Genomic DNA, 16,171 nt, shown 5'->3' on the forward strand with positions numbered 1-16,171 from the left:
GGCATGGCACACGCGATCGTCTACACCGAGTTCGGCGGACCCGAGGTCCTGCATCAGATCGACATCGACGCGCCCGCTCCCGGGCCGGGCGATGTGACGGTGCGGGTCGAGGCCGCGGGCATCAACCCGATCGATGCGAAACTGCGGTCGGGACGGCGCGCATCGGCGCCGCTCGACGGACCGCGGCGCGTCGGTGCCGACGGCGCCGGGGTCGTGACGGCGGTGGGTGCCGACGTCGATGGCCTGCGCGTGGGCGACGCCGTCGTCTTCTCGGGTGTCTCGGGCGCCTACGCCACCGAGATCACCGTCCCCGCCGCCAGCGTCGTACCGCGGCCCGGCTCGGTGAGCGCCGAGCTCGGGGCCGCCCTCGGCATTCCGGCCGGAACGGCCTACCAGTCGGTGCGCTCGCTCGCGGTCGGCCCGCGCGACACGCTCCTCGTGCACGGCGGCTCCGGCTCTGTGGGCCAAGCGGCGATCCAGTTCGCGGTGCTCGCCGGCGCGACCGTCGTGGCGACGACGTCCGAGCGCCGTTTCGATCGCGTGCGCGCGCTCGGCGCGCTCCCCGTCGCGTACGGCGACGGACTCGTCGAGCGCATCCGCGCCGTGGCCCCGGACGGGATCACGGTCGCCCTCGACGCCGCCGGCACCGACGAGGCGCTGCACGCGTCGCTCGAACTCGTCGCCGACCGCGAACGCATCGCGACGATCGTTCGAGGGGCGGATGCCGCGGGCCTGGGCATCCGCGCATTCTCGGGCGGCAGCCCCCAACCGCTCACACCGCAGCAGCAGGCGTGGCGTGCCGAGGCCGTGCCCGTCGCACTCGCCCTGCTCGCCGCGGATCGCTTCTCGGTCGAGCTGGGCCCGTCGTTCCCGCTGCGCGATGCCGCCGACGCCCAGCGCGCCGTCGAGGCCGGCACCGACGGCAAGGTGACGCTCCGGCCGTGACTCCCTCGACCTCGGGCCCCCACGCCGCCCCGTGTTGACCGCGCCCCCACAACCCCGCCCCGCGTCGACCGCACCCCCCAACGCCGCCCCGCATTGACCGCGAGACTGCAACGGCGCGCCGAGACTGCGGGTGATACCCACGGTTTCGGCGCCCCGTTGCAGTCTCGCGGGTTGGGGGTGGGGGTCGGTACGCTCGACAGATGACTGCACTGCGCTGGGGCATCCTGGGGCCCGGCGGCATCGCCCGCGCGTTCGCCCGCGATCTGCACACGGCCGACCTCGACCTCGTCGCTGTCGGGTCGCGCCGGCTCGACAACGCCCGCGCGTTCGCCGACGAGTTGGGGGTTCCGCGCGCGCACGGGTCGTACGACGCGCTCGTCGCCGATCCCGACGTCGACATCGTCTACATCGCGACGCCGCATCCCTTCCATGCGGAACAGGCGATCCTCGCGCTCGACGCGGGCAAGCACGTGCTGGTCGAGAAGCCCTTCACGATCAATGCCGCCGAAGCCGCCCGCGTGCGCGACACCGCCCGCTCCATGGGACTGCTCGCCATGGAGGCGATGTGGACCCGTTACCTGCCGCACATGGCGCGCATCCGCGAGCTGCTCGCCGAGGGCGCCGTCGGCACGGTCCGCGCACTCACGGCCGATCACACGCAGCGCATCAGCTCCGACCCGGCCCATCGCCTCAACGCCCTCGAGCTCGGCGGTGGCGCCCTGCTCGACCTCGGGATCTACCCGGTCTCGTTCGCGTGGGATGTCCTCGGCGCACCCGCGACGATCGCCGCATCGGCGACCCTCGGCCCGACCGGCGCCGACGCCGAGATCGCGACGATCTTCACCTACCCTTCGGGAGCGATCGCGACGACACTGTCGGCGGCGCACTCGGCGGGGCCGAACACGGCGCACATCATCGGCACGGATGCCCGTATCGAGATCGACCCCGTCTGGTACAGGCCGACGTCGTTCCGTCTCCTGGGCCCCGACGGCGCTGTGCTCGAGGGGTTCGCGTCGCAGGTCGAGGGCGGGGGCATGCAGTACCAGGCTCTCGCGGCGGAGCGCTTCATCGCGCAGGGCATGACCGACAGCGACGTCCTGCCGATCGACGAGACCGTCGAGATCATGGCGAGCCTCGACGCCGTCCGTGAGATCATCGGTCTTCACTACCCCGGAGAGAACTGAACATGCCAGACCTGCTCCAGCCGCGCGTGGCCGTCTACCTCGACTTCGACAACATCGTGATGTCCTGGTACGACCGCGTGCACGGCCGCAACGCCTATTCGCGTGACCGCCAGCGCATCGCCGAAGACGCCTCGGCGCCCGAGACCGCAGAACGACTCGCTGCGGCGCGCATCGACGTCGGCGCGATCATCGACTACGCGGCATCCTTCGGGACACTCGTGCTCACGCGGGCGTACGCCGACTGGTCGGCCCCCGTCAACGCCGAGTACCGCTCGCAGCTCGTCGCTCGCGCGGTCGACCTGGTGCAGCTGTTCCCCGCCGCGGCATATGCCAAGAACGGCGCCGACATCCGCCTCGCGGTCGACACGGTCGAGGACATGTTCCGCCTGCCCGACCTGACGCACGTCGTCATCGTCGCCGGTGACTCCGACTACGTGCCGCTCGCCCAGCGCTGCAAGCGGCTCGGACGGTTCGTCGTCGGCGTCGGCGTGGCCGGATCGACCGCGAAGTCGCTCGCCGCCGCGTGCGACCAGTTCGACGCCTATGACGCCCTTCCGGGCGTGACGCCGCCCGCGACCGGCAAGTCCGACGGCACGACCCGCCGCTCCCGCCAGAAGGCGAAGGACCCGGGCGCCGATCTGCTCGAGCGGGCGCTGCGCCTCGAGAACGACAAAGACGACGACAAGTGGCAGCACGCGTCCGAGGTCAAGAGCCTCATCAAGCGTCTCGACCCCGCGTTCAGCGAGAAGGCGGTCGGACACAAGAGCTTCACCGACTTCGTCAAGGCCCACCCGACCGTCGCCGAGGTCGACGAGTCGTCGAACATCGTGCTCATCCGCCTGGCCGGCGATCGTCGCTAGTCGCGCTCATCCGCCCGAGCCGGGGATCGCTGACGCGGCTCATCCGCCTGGCCGGGGATCGTCGCTAGTCGCGCTCAGCCGCCCACCTCGGCGACCCAGGCCGGGACCAGCTCGGTCGCCCGGCCCGTGCGGGCCTCGTCGAACGCCGCGGAGCCGTCACCGGGCTCGAGGTTGAGTTCGAGAGTGCGGGCGCCGGAGGCCGACGCGAGCGCGACATATCCGGCGGCCGGGTAGACCGAGCCCGACGTGCCGATCGAGACGAACAGGTCGCATGCCGTGACCGCGCGCTCGATGCGATCGAGCCCGTACGGCATTTCACCGAACCAGACGACATCGGGGCGCAGCATCCGCTCTGCGCATTCGGGGCACGGCGGCCGGTCGCTCAGATCCGCCATCCAGACCGGACGCGCGCCGCACGCGCGACACCGTGCCCGCACGAGCTCGCCGTGCATGTGCACGAGGTTCCGGGTTCCGGCCCGCTCGTGCAGGTCGTCGACATTCTGCGTCACGACGAGCAGCTCATCGCCGAGGCGCGATTCGAGCGCCGCGAGCGCGCGGTGTGCGGCGTTGGGCCCAGCCGCCAGCGCTGCCCGACGACGCGCATCGTAGAAGCGCAGCACGGTGTCGGGGTCGCGCGCGAACCCCTCGGGTGTCGCGACGTCGTCGACGTCGTACCCCTCCCACAGCCCGCCGGTGTCGCGGAAGGTCCGCAATCCGCTCTCGGCCGACACTCCGGCACCGGTTAGCGCGACGATGCGGGTCATGGCAGCAGCCCACGCAGCACGTCGATCGTGTCGGCGTCGGCGGCCGTCTTGTCGAGCCGGTACCCCTTGACCCGCGCGAACCGCAGCGCGACACCGCCGGGATACCGCGTGGAGCGCTGCACGCCGTCGATCGCGATCTCGACCACGGTCTCGGGGCGCACGAAGACGGTGTGCGCCGTGCGGCGGGTCTCGATCGACGGGAAGTGCTCGGTCTGCCAGCGCAGCAGCTGGTCGGTGAGCCCCTTGAAGGTCTTGCCGACCATGACGAACCCGCCGGGGTCACCGAACTCCCCGGCGGGATCGCGGGCGCCGAGGTGCAGGTTCGACAGCATGCCGGTGCGGCGACCCGAGCCGGCCTCGACGCCGAGGACGACGAGATCGAACGTCAGCACGGGCTTGACCTTGATCCAGGTGCGTCCGCGGCGCCCCGCCGTGTACGGCGAATCGACGGCCTTCACGACGACGCCCTCGTGGTGCGCAGCGAGGGCGTCGTCGGCGAACGCATCGGCCGCGGCGGGATCGGCGGTCACGATGCCGGGCACCTGCCACGCTCCCGCGATCCGCTCGAGCTCGCGGCGTCGTACCTCGAGCGGCTCGTCGATCAGGTCGCGCCCGTCGACGTGCAGCAGGTCGAAGAACCAGGGGCGCAGCGCGATCGCCGCGGCATCCGTGGTCTCGGAGCCGAAGCGCGCCATCGTGTCCTGGAAGGCCCGGGGACCGCCGTCTTCGTCGAGCGACAGCGTCTCGCCGTCGAGGATGAGCTGCTGCGCGGGCAGGCGGCGCACGACCTCGACGATCTCGGGCAGGCGGTGCGTCACATCGGCGAGGGTGCGCGTGAACACGCGCACGTCGTCACCGTCACGGTGCACCTGGATCCGCGCGCCGTCGAGCTTGAACTCGACCGAAGCGGCGCCGCCCAGGGTGGTGATCGCCTCGCCTGCCGTCGGCGCCGTCCCCGCGAGCATCGGCAGCACGGGACGCCCGACGACGAGACCGACCGCGTCGAGCGCGTCGGCCTGCTCGGTGAGTGCGATCCGCGCCGTCTCACCCAGATCACCCGACAGCATCGCGGCGCGGCGCACGGCGGCGACGGGACGCCCCGCCGCCTTCGCGACGGCGTCGACGAGCACCCCCTCGAGCGCGCCGGTGCGCAGCTCGCCGAGGATGACGCGGGCGACGAAGTCCCACTCCGTCGCGGTCGTGCGCGCGGCGAGCGATTCGAGGGTCGCCCGGCGCACCGCGGCAGAACCCGGCCCCTCGGCGCGTGCGAGAGCTGTCAGCGCGGCATCGACATCCGCGAGAGTGAGGGCGGGCTCGGCGGCGTGCACGACGTCGACCGTCGACAGGCTGCGCCAGCCGATCCCGAGCCGGCCCTGCCGGGGCTTGGCGACGAGGTAGCCGATCGCGATCGGAATCTCGGCCGCGTCGAGGCCGGCCAGCACGTCGGCGAGCGCGGCGACCTTGGCCAGACGCGACGACGTCGCGGCGGCGGCATCCGTCGCGCTGACGAGCCGGAACAGGAGCATTCCCGCATTCTGCCACCGGCGGCGGACACGGTGTCGGCCGCCGAGCCCGACACCCCGTGCGCCCGACGAGCTCCGTCGACACGCGCACCGGACTCGCCATGAGACGACCGCGCGGCCCGCCGCCCTGCGGTCACACGCGGGCGCCGGCCGGAGACTCACCGCCGAGCGGACCTCGTGCTCCACAGCGCCCACACCACGAGCACGGGCTGAAGCAGCAGGCGGAGGAACCGCGCCCGATCGGTGCGCAGCAGGGGCGCTGAGCGCCCCGTCCGCCACTGGTGCACGTTGCCGGGGAACACCGCGACGAAGAACGCCGCGATGATCGCACCGATGCGGGCACGTTCGCGCGGAAGCACGACCAGCGCCCCGCCGAGCGCGATCTCGACGACACCCGAGGCGACGACGATCGTGTCCTTGTCGGTGCGCAGCAGCTCTGTCGCCCACTCCGGAACGACGATGCGGTACCCGCGGCGCCCCCACGTGAGATGCGAGACGCCCGCGACGACCAGAAGCACAGCGAGCGCCCCGCGTGCCGCGCTGCGCCAGATCACCGCACGGCCGATCGCACGTCATCGATGAACCGCACGTATTCGTCGGCCGTGTCACCGGCCGTCATGACGCGCAGCACGAGCTCGTCGGCGGCATCGCGATACCGAGGGATGCTGCCCGTCAGCGCCGTCGGTTCGATCGTCGTGTCGCGGGCGCCGATGCCGACCCGGTCGAAGTGCGAGCGGTAGACCGCATAGCCCGCGTAGGTGTCGGCCTCGGCGCGCAGCCGCCCGACCGCGGCCGGATCCGACGCCGCGCGCACATAGAGCGCGACGTGGGTGTCCGGGGCGCCGTCGTGAGCTTCGGCGCTCTGCGCCCGTGCGAGCTCCGGCGTCAGCCAGCTCAGCAGCAGACCATCGGATGCCGCGGCCCCGAGCCGTCGCATGCGCGGGCCGAGTGCACCGACGACGATGCGCGCCGACGTGCCGGCGCGCAGTTCGGCGACGGCGTCCCGCACGCGATCGACGGCGCCCGTGCGCGCCTGGCCCGAGCCGATGCCGAGCACGAGCCGGTCCTGCGGCAGTCCCGCCGCGCGCTCGAGGATCTCGCGGGGCGAGCGCCGGTCGACGGGCAGCACTCCCGTGGCCAGCACGAGGCGGTCGGTCGCCTCGGCGGCTGCGGCGAGCACCGCGAGTGCATCATGGCCGACCGTGTCGTTGACCCACAGGGCGCGCAATCCCGCGCGCTCGGCGGCGCGAGCCGTCGCAGCGGCGACGGCCGGGCCGGCCGCTGCGGCGATCCCGATCGACAGCGCGCCGGTCACGGCGTCGTCCCGACGCTGCGCGCGACGTCTCCCGCGTGCGCGTAGAAGCCCGCGAGGTCGGTCTCGCCGCCCGCGGGCTGCAGGACGACGGCGTCGACTCCCGCCGCGAAGAACTTTCGCGCGCCGTCTGCGACGTCGTCGGCAGAGCCCCACAGGACACGACCCTCCGCGGCATGATCGGGGAACTCGGCACGAGCGCGGTCCTCGGAGCCGTTGCCGAAGGCGGCGTGCACGTATGCCGCGATCTCGTGATCGCCCGCGCGTCCCGAGGCTGCGCGCCCCTCGCGCACGGCCGCGATCCGCACCGCGAGCTCGTCGGGTGTGAAGCCGCCGACCAGCACGGTCCCGTCCGCGACCTCGCCGCTCAGCCGCAGGGTCTTGGGCCCCTCTGCGGCGGCGTAGAGGGGCGGTGGCGTCGCGGGTGGCCAGTCCAGTTGCACGGCGTCGAGCGTGACGTACCGGCCCGACACCGAGACCTCGTCACCGGCGACGAGTGCGCGCACCGCCGGGACGTATTCACGCATGAGGGTGAGGGGCGACGCGACACGAGCGCCGACCTGTCCCATCCAGTCCAGCACTCCGTGCCCGAGTCCCGGCAGGAACCGCCCGGGGAACATCCGCTCGATCGTCGCGATCTCCATCGCCGTGAGGGCAGCATTCCGCAGCGGCATGGGGGCGATGCCGAGTCCGACCGTGAGTGTCTCGGTCCAGGCGAGGGCGGCGGCCGCCGTCGTGAAGCCCGTCTCGCGGAAGCAGTCCTCCCACACCCACAGTTCGGGGAGCCCTGCCGTCTCGGCTGCCTCGACCGCCGCACGAAGCGCTTCGGGAGGATTCTGGTACGGACTGAAGATCGCGCCGATGCGTGCCATGCACCCACTCTGACATCCCTCGCCGATCAGGCGGCGGCGGCCAGCGGTGCGCCCGACATCGCGACGAGGCCGTCGGCGGTGGCATCCACCGTCACGGAACCGCCTTCGGTGAGGGTGCCCGTCACGAACAGCTCGGCGAGCCGGTCATCGACTTCGCGCTGGATGAGCCGGCGCAGCGGCCGCGCCCCGTATTCCGGCTCATAGCCGTGCTCGGCGAGCCACTCGATCGCCGCGTCGGTCACCGCGAACGTCACGTCACGCCGCGCCAGTCGGGCCTCGGTCGCGCCGAGCAGCAGGTGCACGATCGTGCGCAGCTGCGACTTCTCCAGCTTGCGGAACAGCACGATCTCGTCGATGCGGTTGAGGAACTCCGGTCGCATCGCTTCGCGCAGCTTGCCCATGACCCGATCGCGCAGGTCCTTCTCCGACCCGAAGCCGGTGGACCCGCCGCCGTCGGCGAGGAAGCCGATGGCTCCGCCGCGCGACGCGAGGAACTCCGAGCCGAGGTTCGAGGTCATCACGATCACCGTGTTGCGGAAGTCCACCGTGCGCCCCTGGCCGTCGGTGAGACGGCCGTCGTCGAGCACCTGCAGCAGCAGGTTGAAGACATCCGGATGCGCCTTCTCGATCTCGTCGAACAGCACGATCGAGTACGGATTGCGCCGCACACGCTCGGTGAGCTGCCCGGCTTCGTCGTACCCGACGTAGCCGGGAGGGGCACCGACGAGTCGCGACACGGTGTGCCGTTCGCCGAACTCGCTCATGTCGAACCGGATCACGCTGTTCCCCGACCCTGCCACGCCGGTCCCTGAGCCTGTCGCCCCGGACCCTGAGCCTGCCACCCCGGTCCCTGAGGTTGTCGCCCCGGTCCCTGAGCCTGCCGCCCCGGTCTCTGAGCCTGTCACCCCGGTCCCTGAGCTTGTCGAAGGGTCGTCGAACAACGAGCTCGCGAGCGCCTTCGCGAGCTCCGTCTTGCCGACTCCGGTCGGACCCAGGAAGAGGAACGATCCGACGGGACGGTGCGCGTCACCCATTCCCGTGCGACTGCGGCGCACGGCCTTCGCCACGGCCGCGACGGCGTCGTCCTGCCCGATGACGCGCGCGTGCAGCTCGTCCTCGAGGCGCGCGAGCCGGTCGCGTTCCGATTGGGTGAGACGGGCGACGGGGATGCCGGTGGCGCGACTGATCACGCCCGCGATCTCGGGCTCGTCGACGACATGCTGCGTCGCGTCCCGCTCGACGCGCGCGGGGCTCTCGGCCGCGTGCTCGATCTTCGCCTGCACGGCCGCGATCTCGTCGCGCAGGCGCGAGGCCTCTTCGTAGTGCTCGGCCGAGACGGCGGCGTTCTTGTCCGCCTCGAGCGATGCGAGCTGCGTCATGAGCGCGCTCACGTCGACCTTCGCGCCCAGGCGCAGCCGCAGGCGCGCACCGGCCTGGTCGATGAGGTCGATCGCCTTGTCGGGCAGCACGCGCTCGGTGAGATAGCGATCGCTCAGCTCGACGGCGGCGCGCAGCGCCTCGTCGGTGTAGACGATGCCGTGGTGGTCTTCGTAGGCGGGCTTGAGCCCGTGCAGGATGCGCACGGCGTCTTCGACCGACGGCTCGCCGACGCGGACGGGCTGGAAGCGGCGTTCGAGCGCGGAGTCCTTCTCGATCACGCGGTACTCCGTGAGCGTCGTCGCGCCGACGAGGCGCAGGTCGCCGCGGGCGAGACGCGGCTTGAGGATGTTGCCGGCGTCCATCGAGCCCTCGCCGCCGCCTCCCGCGCCGACGACCGTGTGCACTTCGTCGATGAAGACGATGAGCTCGCCGTCCTGCGCGGCGATCTCGTCCATGGTGCCGGTGAGCCGCTCTTCGAAGTCGCCGCGGTAGCGCGTGCCCGAGAGCATGGCGGGCAGGTCGAGCGCGATGACGCGCTTGTCGCGCAGCTGGTCGGGGACCTCGCCGGCCGCGATCGCTCGCGCGAGACCTTCGACGACGGCGGTCTTGCCGACGCCGGCCTCGCCCACCAGGACGGGGTTGTTCTTCGTGCGTCGACTGAGGATCTCGATCGTCTGCTCGATCTCGGCGGCGCGGCCGATCACCGGATCCAGCTCGCCCGCCCGAGCGAGCGCGGTCAGGTCGGTGCCGAACCGGTCGAGCATCGGCGTGCCGGATGCCGCGGCATCCGGTTGCTGCTCGGAGCCCACGCCGCCCGGGGTGACGGTCTCGCGCGCTCCCTGTGTGAGTGCCTCGGCGGTCACGCCGGCGTGCGCCAGCACCTGACCGGCGGGGGTGTCCTGGGCGAGCACGAGCGCGAAGAAGAGGTGCTCCGGATCGACGTAGGTCGACCCGGACGAGCGTGCCACCTGGAACGCGTGGAACAGAGCGCGCTGCACCGACGGTGTAACAACGGCACCCTCGACACCGGCGGCACCGGATGCCGCGGGCAGACGCTCTTCGGTCGCGCGGGCGATCGCGGCGGGATCGGCGCCGATGCGCTCGACGGCGTCCTTCGCGGGCGATTCCGCCACGAGCACGCGCAGCACGTGAAGCGCGTCGAGCTCGTGCTGGCCGCGCTCGAGCGCGAACCGGCCGGCGCGCTGCAGGATCTCCTGCGTGCGCGAGCCGAGGAAGCGGCTGAGGTCGATCGAGCGACCCGCTCGGGCGCGCTCGCCCGCGAGGTACCGCGCGAGGAACTCGTCGAACGAGCCGTCGTTGGCGTCGGATCCGGTCGAGGGGGTGAAGTCTTCGGGCATGCCATCTCTCCTGTGAAACTTGAGTAGAGGACTATCAACTTACAAAGTTGAGCATAGTCATATCAAGTTCAACGAGCGTCCGCGACGCCTATTCCCTGACGCGATCGCCCAGGGCGAACAGCACACGCGGTTTCGCGCGGCACGTCATTGCGGACGATCGATGTCCTCGACGACGTCTACCGTGAACGTGCCATCCGGAAGAACGAGAGGAATCCCTCATGGACTGGAAGATCGAACTCATCTTCGTGCCGGTGACCGATGTCGACCGCGCGAAGGACTTCTACGTCACGATCGGCTTCATCGCCGACCACGACGAGACCCCGGTCGAGGGGCTGCGGTTCGTGCAGATGACACCGCCCGGCTCGGCGTGCTCGATCGCGTTCGGCACGGGTCTCGGCGGTTCGCTCGAACCCGGCCGGCAGGACACGATCCAGGTCGTCGTTCCCGACGCCGACGAGGCGCTCGCGCATCTGCACGGTGTCGGCGTCGACGCGAAGGGCGTCGACGAGCAGTCGTGGGGACGCTTCGTCACCTTCGACGATCCCGATGGCAACACGTGGACGCTGCAGGAACTCCCGGACTACGGGGCCTGATCAGTGCCGCCCACCCGGCGGGCCGATGATCAACAGCACGACGAACACGAGGATCACCGCGAGCGCCAGCAGGATCGCCAGCACCCACGGCCGGCGCAGGAACCAGCGCATGAGCCGGTCGTGCCACGCGGCATCCCGCGGGTCGGTCGTCTGCTCCAGCCGCCACGCTCCGCGGAGCCGGCCCGAGCGGTGCAGCCAGATCTCCATCGGGATCGTCGCGTACGGCACGATCGCGCTCACGATGGCACTGATCGTCGGGCCCGGACGCCAGCGCTGGTTCTTAGCGACGAGGATCGCCGTCGCCCCATACGACAAGAACACGAACCCGTGGATGCCGCCGCCGATCGTCGTCGCGATGGACAGGTCGAGCGTCGCCCGCAAGATCAGACCCGTGATGAGGAGCGTCCACGAGATCGCCTCGGCGATCGCCAGCGTGCGGAACAGGGTCTGGGGCGTGCGGAACACGGGTCTCCTCGGGTAGGGGGGGGTGCGTTCAAGCCTACGTTCGCGCGTGACCTGCCGACGACACCGGATGCCGCGGACTAGCGTGGAGCGGTGATGTTCTCGCTCGACGACCTGCGACGCTGGCCCGACCTCGACGCACCCGGGCTCGTCGCGGTGGACGCCGCCGACCGACTGCTGCTGGACGAGTCCGGGGGCGAGCTCGCCGACCTCGCCCCCGGTGAGCTCGCCGTGATCGGCGACGCGTACGGCGCCCTCGCCCTCGGCGCCGCCGCGCAGGGGGCCCGGGGCATCCGCGTCCACCAGGACGCTCTGACGGGCGAGCGGGCGCTCGCCGCCAACGCCGAGCGCGCGGGGCTCTCCGACGCGTTCGTCTCGCACGGTCTCGATGCGTCGCTCGTGGCCGGTGCCCGCGTCGTGCTCGTCCGGCTCCCCCGTTCCCTCGACGCGCTGCGGGATATCGCTGCGCTCATCGCCGCCCACGCGGCATCCGATGTGGTCGTCTTCGCCGGCGGGCGCATCAAGCACATGACGCTCGCGATGAACGAGGTGCTGCGGGCGAATTTCGACCGACTCGACATCACGCACGCACGCCAGAAGTCACGGGTCCTGATCGCTCGCGGCCCGCGTGACGGGCACGACCCCACGCCTCGCACACGGGAGCACGATGGCCTCGTCGTCTGCGCGTTCGGCGGCGCGTTCGCCGGACCGTCGATCGACATCGGCACGAGGCTGCTGCGGGATCACCTGCCCGATCGCGTTGCCGCTCCGGCGATCGACCTCGCCTGCGGCACGGGCATCGTCGCGACCTCGCTCGCGCTGCGTCACCCCGACCTGACCGTGTACGCGTCGGACGAGTCGGCGGCGGCGGTCGCCTCGGCCCGCGCGACGGCCGCGGCGAACGGCGTCGCCGACCGCGTGCGGGTCGCGCGCGACGACCTGCTCGGCGCGCTCGCCGCACACAGCGCCGGCTTCATCGCGCTCAATCCGCCGTTCCACAGCGGCAGCGCCGTGACCGAAGACCTCGCGGAGCGCTTCTTCCGGGATGCCGCGCGGGTGCTCCGCCCCGGCGGCGAGCTGTGGACCGTGTTCAATTCGGGCCTGCGCTACCGCGCGGCGCTCGAGAAGATCGTCGGTCCGACCCGTCAGATCGCGCGCAACGCGAAGTTCACCGTCACCGCGTCCACGCGGCGGTGACACGCCGCGGCGTCGCAGACCGACAGCACGTCGAGGATCAGGCGCTCTCGCCGGACTGCTCGCGCCGACGCCGGGCGAGTTCGGCGCGCAGCCGGTCCTCTTCGATCTCCCGCTCGAGCTCGGCGAGCTGCTGCTCGGTCGTGCGCACGTCGTGACGGATCGGGGCCGGGGCCGGGGCCGGCTGGGTCCGCGGTCGCGCGGCGGGGCGCGGCATCCGCGGACCGTCTTCGGGGTAGACCCGTCCGAGCGTGAACCACAGCACGCTGCCGATGATCGGCAGCAGGATCACGATGATGATCCACATCGTCTTGGGCAGGTGCTTCACCTGGAAATCGTCGCGACGGATGATGTCGACGAGCGAGAACACCATCACGCCGATGACGAGGAGCGAGAGAAGAGGCATCGGGGTCAGCCTAGCGGGGCGCGGAGAGCCGGTTGCCGGCGGCTCCCGAGCGGAACGTCGGGTCGGGATCGTTCCACGTCTCGATCGTCTGGGCGACCCAGAAGGCCGCGAAGAGCACGAGGGCGGCGGCTTCTCCGAGGAAGACCGGGGAGATCCCCCACGGCTCGGGCACCGCGGCGCCGAGAGAGCCGGCGATGACCACCGCGAGCAAGGCCAGCAGGATGGCGACGATCGCGATCGCGATCGTCAGATAGACGGCTCGATATCCGAACGCACGCGCACGACCGGCGTCGATCCCCGATGCGAGGGCCGCGAGCGCGATGAAGGCGAAGAACGAGGCTGCGGCGATGACGTGGCCGACCCGCAGAAAGCTGTCGGATGCCGCGAACCACCACACCGTCGTGGCGGCGATGAGCACCCCTGAGACGACGAGCGTGAGCAGTCGTCTCGACACCGCTCCCTGCACGATGGCCAGCACGAACACGCTCCCCCAGCCCACAGCCGCGGTCACCAGCAGCGCCGTCATGCCGGTGGCGACCGCCGGCACGAAGGCCTCGGGCACGCACGGCTCGACACCGCTCGGGCACGTGAGCGTGAGGCCGGGCACGTCACCCGCGAAGACCGGTGCCGGCACGACCGCGATCAGCGGGGCGACGATCGCGGCGAGGTCCAGCGACACCTGCCCGAAGCTGCGGCCGGACAGCACCAGCAGCGCGAGGGCGACGGCGAAGACACCACCGACGAAGATCGGGCCGGCCGCGGTGTAGTACGCCGCGCTCACCGAACCGAGCGGGCCACTGTCGATCCACTGCACCGCGATCGCCGCGGCGAGCATCACCACGATGCCGACGAGCGACAGCCGGACGTAGCGATACGTGCGCTGCAGCGAGGTGCTCGCTGCGGACATCGTCATGCTCGCGTCGCCTTCGTCGGCGGGGCGAGCGTGAGCGTCACGAGTCGAGCGTGCGCGAGGAGCGGCGTGTCGGCTCCGGCGCTGGCTTCCATCTCGTCGCCCAGCGTGCCCTGCCATGCCTGCCGGGTCAAGCGATCTGTCGCTCGGGTGATCGCGGCCAGTGCGCCACACGTCCCACGAAGCAGCCCGATTTTCGCTACAACTGATGCTGATGCACGGTCGTCTGCGGGAGAGATCTCGTCAGGGTGGCGCCGTGGCGCATCGCCGGTGAAGGGACCCCGTTGAACAGCACAGCCCCCGGCCGCCGCTGGGCGACGACGGTCGCGGTCATCGCGACGGCGACCGTGCTCATCGGCGCGGCCGGGGGCGCGGCGACGATGGCCATCACCACGGATGCCGGTGGTCGGTCGACTCCCTCCCCCGCGGCATCCTCACCCCGCCCGACACCGACTCCCACGCCCCTCACGGTGCAGCAACAGCTGCTCGCGTCGACCGACGACCCGCACGCGTGCGTCGTCACCTTCGCCGGCGACGGGATCGCCGATCCGCCGATGCTGCAGACGCAGGGGGCGCTCTACACCGGACTGCCCATTCCGGCGCAGGACGGTGCTGTCTTCGCCGGCTGGTACGCGACGTCGACGGATGCCGCGGCCCACGCGGTCCCCGGGCGGATCAACGGGTCGGAGGCCGTCGAATGCACCGCCCAGCAGGTCACGCTGCACGGCTCGTGGATGTCCCCCGAGCTCAACGCCGCAGAGGGCGCGCGCATCCCGATCCTCATGTACCACCAGTTCACCGCGAAGCCGGAGGGCGAAGCGGGCTGGCTGCGCGGAAATTACGCGTACATCGGCGACTTCGACGCGCACATGGGCCACATCGCCTCCACCGGCTTCTATCTGCCGACCTGGGACGAACTGTCCGCATTCATCGACGGGCGACTGTTCCTGCCGAATCGCTCGGTCATCGTGACCGACGATGACGCCGATCAGACCTGGTTCGATCTCGCGGCGCCTGTCGTCGATGCACACGAGGTGCTCTCCACGTCGTTCATGGTCACGGCGTACCGGCAGGATCCGGCGCCGTCGCCCTACGTGCTCCGCCGGTCGCACACGCATGACATGCACCAGGCGGGCGCGAACGGCGACGGCCGGATCGTCAACTGGTCGGTGCCCGAGATCGTCGCCGACATGGAGACGTCGGGCGCTGCTCTCGGCGTGAAGGAAGTCATGGCCTACCCCTTCGGGCACTACAACGACACCTCGAAGGAAGCGCTGAGGCAAGCCGGCTGGGAGCTGGCCCGCACGATCGAACCGGGCTATGTGTCGATCGGAACCGACAAGCTCGCCCTGCCGACGGTGCGCATCAACTACGGAATGGGTCTCGACGCGCTCACCGACCTCATCGGCTGACGCTGACGCTGACGACCAGTCGCGCGTCGACCAGAACGCCCAGGCGACGAGCACCGGCTGGAAGAACAGCCGGACGAGGCGCTTGCGGTCGGTGTCGAGCCCGAAGCCGTCGCGCTTCAGGCGCCACTGCTCGATGTTGCCGGGGAAGACGGCGATGAAGAACGCGGCGAGGATCGCTCCGATCGTGCGGCGCGAGCGCGGCAACGCCACGAGCGACGCGCCGAGCATGACCTCGACGACACCGGATGCCACGACCACGCCGTCTTTGTCCATGACTCGGGCCGTGAAGTCAGGCACTTGCGCCTGGAACTCCTTACGGGCCCAGAACAGGTGGCTGATCCCCGCGAAGACCATGGATCCGGCCAGCAGCCAGCGTGCGATCGCCTTCATCGGCTCACTCTCGTCTCGAGCTCGGTCGATCGGAGGGATCCTCCGACGCTTCGCTCACGGTATCCCAGGCCGCCGACTGCGCAGACGTGTTGCGTCATCCCCGGGAGGTATGCGATGTCGTCCGCGCGGGCGATGTGCCGCGGGAAACGTGCCGAGATGCTGGAACCATGACGAAGAACCGCCCCGCCACCGCCGTTGCCGCCCTCCTGCTCGCCGCCTGCACCGCCGGCATCCTCAGTGGGTGCTCCACCGCGAACGACCTGCTCGAGCGGAAGGTCACCACCCACCACGACAACGTCGCGGAGATGGCGGAGGGGGCGGCCGTGTCCGCGGATTGGGTTCCGGAGGACGCAACCGAGATCACCGTCCGCACGCCGGTCGAGACCGACAGCGGAGCGGCGGTCCTGCTCCTCACGTCGGCATCCGACCTCGCTGCCCCGTGCGCGGAGGCCGAACGCAACTCCAGCCCGACACTCACGCTCGAGAACGCCCCCGACGCGTACAAGGCCAAGACGGTGTTCGTGTGCGGCGAGTGGAGCGTCATCCGCTCCGGCGGTCAGTGGTTCGGGTGGACCCCGAACACCGGGGACGCTCGCCCGCAGTGAG

General features: G+C 71.2%; 16 protein-coding genes and 2 pseudogenes. 7 read left to right on the plus strand and 11 right to left on the minus strand.

Features of this window, described 5'->3' with window-relative positions:
- Window positions 1-3: 3 nt before the first annotated feature.
- The 3 genes from ACWICD_RS05120 to ACWICD_RS05130 all read left to right on the plus strand — a co-directional run bounded on the left by ACWICD_RS05120 (window position 4) and on the right by ACWICD_RS05130 (window position 2,989).
- Window positions 4-945 carry a quinone oxidoreductase family protein gene (locus tag ACWICD_RS05120; RefSeq protein WP_454139489.1) on the plus strand — a complete coding sequence of 314 codons (942 nt, stop codon included), beginning with the start codon at window positions 4-6 and terminating at the stop codon, window positions 943-945.
- A 200-nt stretch (window positions 946-1,145) separates the two neighbouring features.
- Window positions 1,146-2,129: a Gfo/Idh/MocA family protein gene (locus ACWICD_RS05125; RefSeq protein WP_454139490.1), complete on the plus strand. Its 984-nt coding sequence runs from the start codon at window positions 1,146-1,148 to the stop codon at window positions 2,127-2,129.
- Window positions 2,130-2,131: 2 nt separating this feature from the next.
- On the plus strand, window positions 2,132-2,989 hold the full coding sequence (locus tag ACWICD_RS05130; RefSeq protein ID WP_376130107.1) for an NYN domain-containing protein: 858 nt from the start codon (window positions 2,132-2,134) through the stop codon (window positions 2,987-2,989).
- Window positions 2,990-3,063: 74 nt separating this feature from the next.
- On the opposite strand, the gene ACWICD_RS05135 is transcribed toward ACWICD_RS05130, so the two are convergent.
- The 7 genes and pseudogenes from ACWICD_RS05135 to ACWICD_RS05165 all read right to left on the minus strand — a co-directional run.
- On the minus strand, window positions 3,064-3,753 hold the full coding sequence (locus ACWICD_RS05135; protein ID WP_454139491.1) for an NAD-dependent deacylase: 690 nt from the start codon (window positions 3,751-3,753) through the stop codon (window positions 3,064-3,066).
- Window positions 3,750-5,279 (minus strand): ATP-dependent DNA ligase, encoded by a 1,530-nt coding sequence (locus ACWICD_RS05140; protein WP_454139492.1) that lies wholly within the window; start codon window positions 5,277-5,279, stop codon window positions 3,750-3,752. The genes ACWICD_RS05135 and ACWICD_RS05140 overlap by 4 nt, the downstream gene beginning before the upstream one ends.
- Window positions 5,280-5,434: 155 nt before the next feature.
- Entirely contained in the window at window positions 5,435-5,827 is a 393-nt protein-coding gene (locus ACWICD_RS05145) for a DoxX family protein (protein ID WP_454139520.1), read from the minus strand.
- Window positions 5,827-6,591: an LLM class flavin-dependent oxidoreductase gene (locus ACWICD_RS05150; protein WP_454139493.1), complete on the minus strand. Its 765-nt coding sequence runs from the start codon at window positions 6,589-6,591 to the stop codon at window positions 5,827-5,829. The genes ACWICD_RS05145 and ACWICD_RS05150 overlap by 1 nt, the downstream gene beginning before the upstream one ends.
- Window positions 6,588-7,460 carry an LLM class flavin-dependent oxidoreductase gene (locus ACWICD_RS05155; protein ID WP_454139494.1) on the minus strand — a complete coding sequence of 291 codons (873 nt, stop codon included), beginning with the start codon at window positions 7,458-7,460 and terminating at the stop codon, window positions 6,588-6,590. The genes ACWICD_RS05150 and ACWICD_RS05155 overlap by 4 nt, the downstream gene beginning before the upstream one ends.
- 26 nt (window positions 7,461-7,486) lie before the next feature.
- Window positions 7,487-8,476, minus strand: a pseudogene (locus tag ACWICD_RS05160) (AAA family ATPase); the annotation flags it as partial.
- A 270-nt stretch (window positions 8,477-8,746) separates the two neighbouring features.
- Window positions 8,747-10,198 (minus strand): annotated as a pseudogene (locus tag ACWICD_RS05165) (Clp protease N-terminal domain-containing protein); the annotation flags it as partial.
- Window positions 10,199-10,416: 218 nt separating this feature from the next.
- Here ACWICD_RS05165 and ACWICD_RS05170 point away from each other — a divergent pair.
- Window positions 10,417-10,791: a VOC family protein gene (locus tag ACWICD_RS05170; protein ID WP_454139495.1), complete on the plus strand. Its 375-nt coding sequence runs from the start codon at window positions 10,417-10,419 to the stop codon at window positions 10,789-10,791.
- Here the strand turns inward: ACWICD_RS05170 and ACWICD_RS05175 are convergent, their stop codons facing one another.
- Window positions 10,792-11,256, minus strand: a complete 465-nt coding sequence (locus tag ACWICD_RS05175; protein ID WP_376129436.1) for a DUF3817 domain-containing protein — start codon at window positions 11,254-11,256, stop codon at window positions 10,792-10,794.
- A gap of 93 nt (window positions 11,257-11,349) precedes the next feature.
- On the opposite strand from ACWICD_RS05175, the gene ACWICD_RS05180 reads away from it, so the two are divergent.
- Complete coding sequence (locus ACWICD_RS05180) at window positions 11,350-12,450, plus strand: class I SAM-dependent methyltransferase (protein ID WP_454139521.1); 1,101 nt, start codon at window positions 11,350-11,352, stop codon at window positions 12,448-12,450.
- Window positions 12,451-12,487: 37 nt separating this feature from the next.
- Here ACWICD_RS05180 and ACWICD_RS05185 read toward each other — a convergent pair whose 3' ends face one another.
- The 3 genes from ACWICD_RS05185 to ACWICD_RS05195 are packed head-to-tail and all read right to left on the minus strand — an operon-like array spanning window position 12,488 to window position 13,897.
- Window positions 12,488-12,853, minus strand: a complete 366-nt coding sequence (locus ACWICD_RS05185; protein WP_376129434.1) for a PLDc N-terminal domain-containing protein — start codon at window positions 12,851-12,853, stop codon at window positions 12,488-12,490.
- A 10-nt stretch (window positions 12,854-12,863) separates the two neighbouring features.
- On the minus strand, window positions 12,864-13,766 hold the full coding sequence (locus ACWICD_RS05190) for a hypothetical protein (RefSeq protein ID WP_454139496.1): 903 nt from the start codon (window positions 13,764-13,766) through the stop codon (window positions 12,864-12,866).
- The gene (locus ACWICD_RS05195) at window positions 13,763-13,897 is read right to left on the minus strand and encodes a hypothetical protein (RefSeq protein WP_454139497.1); all 135 of its coding nucleotides are present in this window, start codon (window positions 13,895-13,897) and stop codon (window positions 13,763-13,765) included. The genes ACWICD_RS05190 and ACWICD_RS05195 overlap by 4 nt, the downstream gene beginning before the upstream one ends.
- 150 nt (window positions 13,898-14,047) lie before the next feature.
- Here ACWICD_RS05195 and ACWICD_RS05200 point away from each other — a divergent pair, with 150 nt between their 5' ends.
- Both ACWICD_RS05200 and ACWICD_RS05205 read left to right on the plus strand, forming a co-directional pair.
- On the plus strand, window positions 14,048-15,175 hold the full coding sequence (locus tag ACWICD_RS05200) for a polysaccharide deacetylase family protein (protein ID WP_454139498.1): 1,128 nt from the start codon (window positions 14,048-14,050) through the stop codon (window positions 15,173-15,175).
- A 557-nt stretch (window positions 15,176-15,732) separates the two neighbouring features.
- The gene (locus ACWICD_RS05205; RefSeq protein ID WP_454139499.1) at window positions 15,733-16,170 is read left to right on the plus strand and encodes a hypothetical protein; all 438 of its coding nucleotides are present in this window, start codon (window positions 15,733-15,735) and stop codon (window positions 16,168-16,170) included.
- Window position 16,171 lies beyond the last annotated feature (1 nt).

The organism is Microbacterium sp. NPDC055357 (assembly GCF_053644835.1).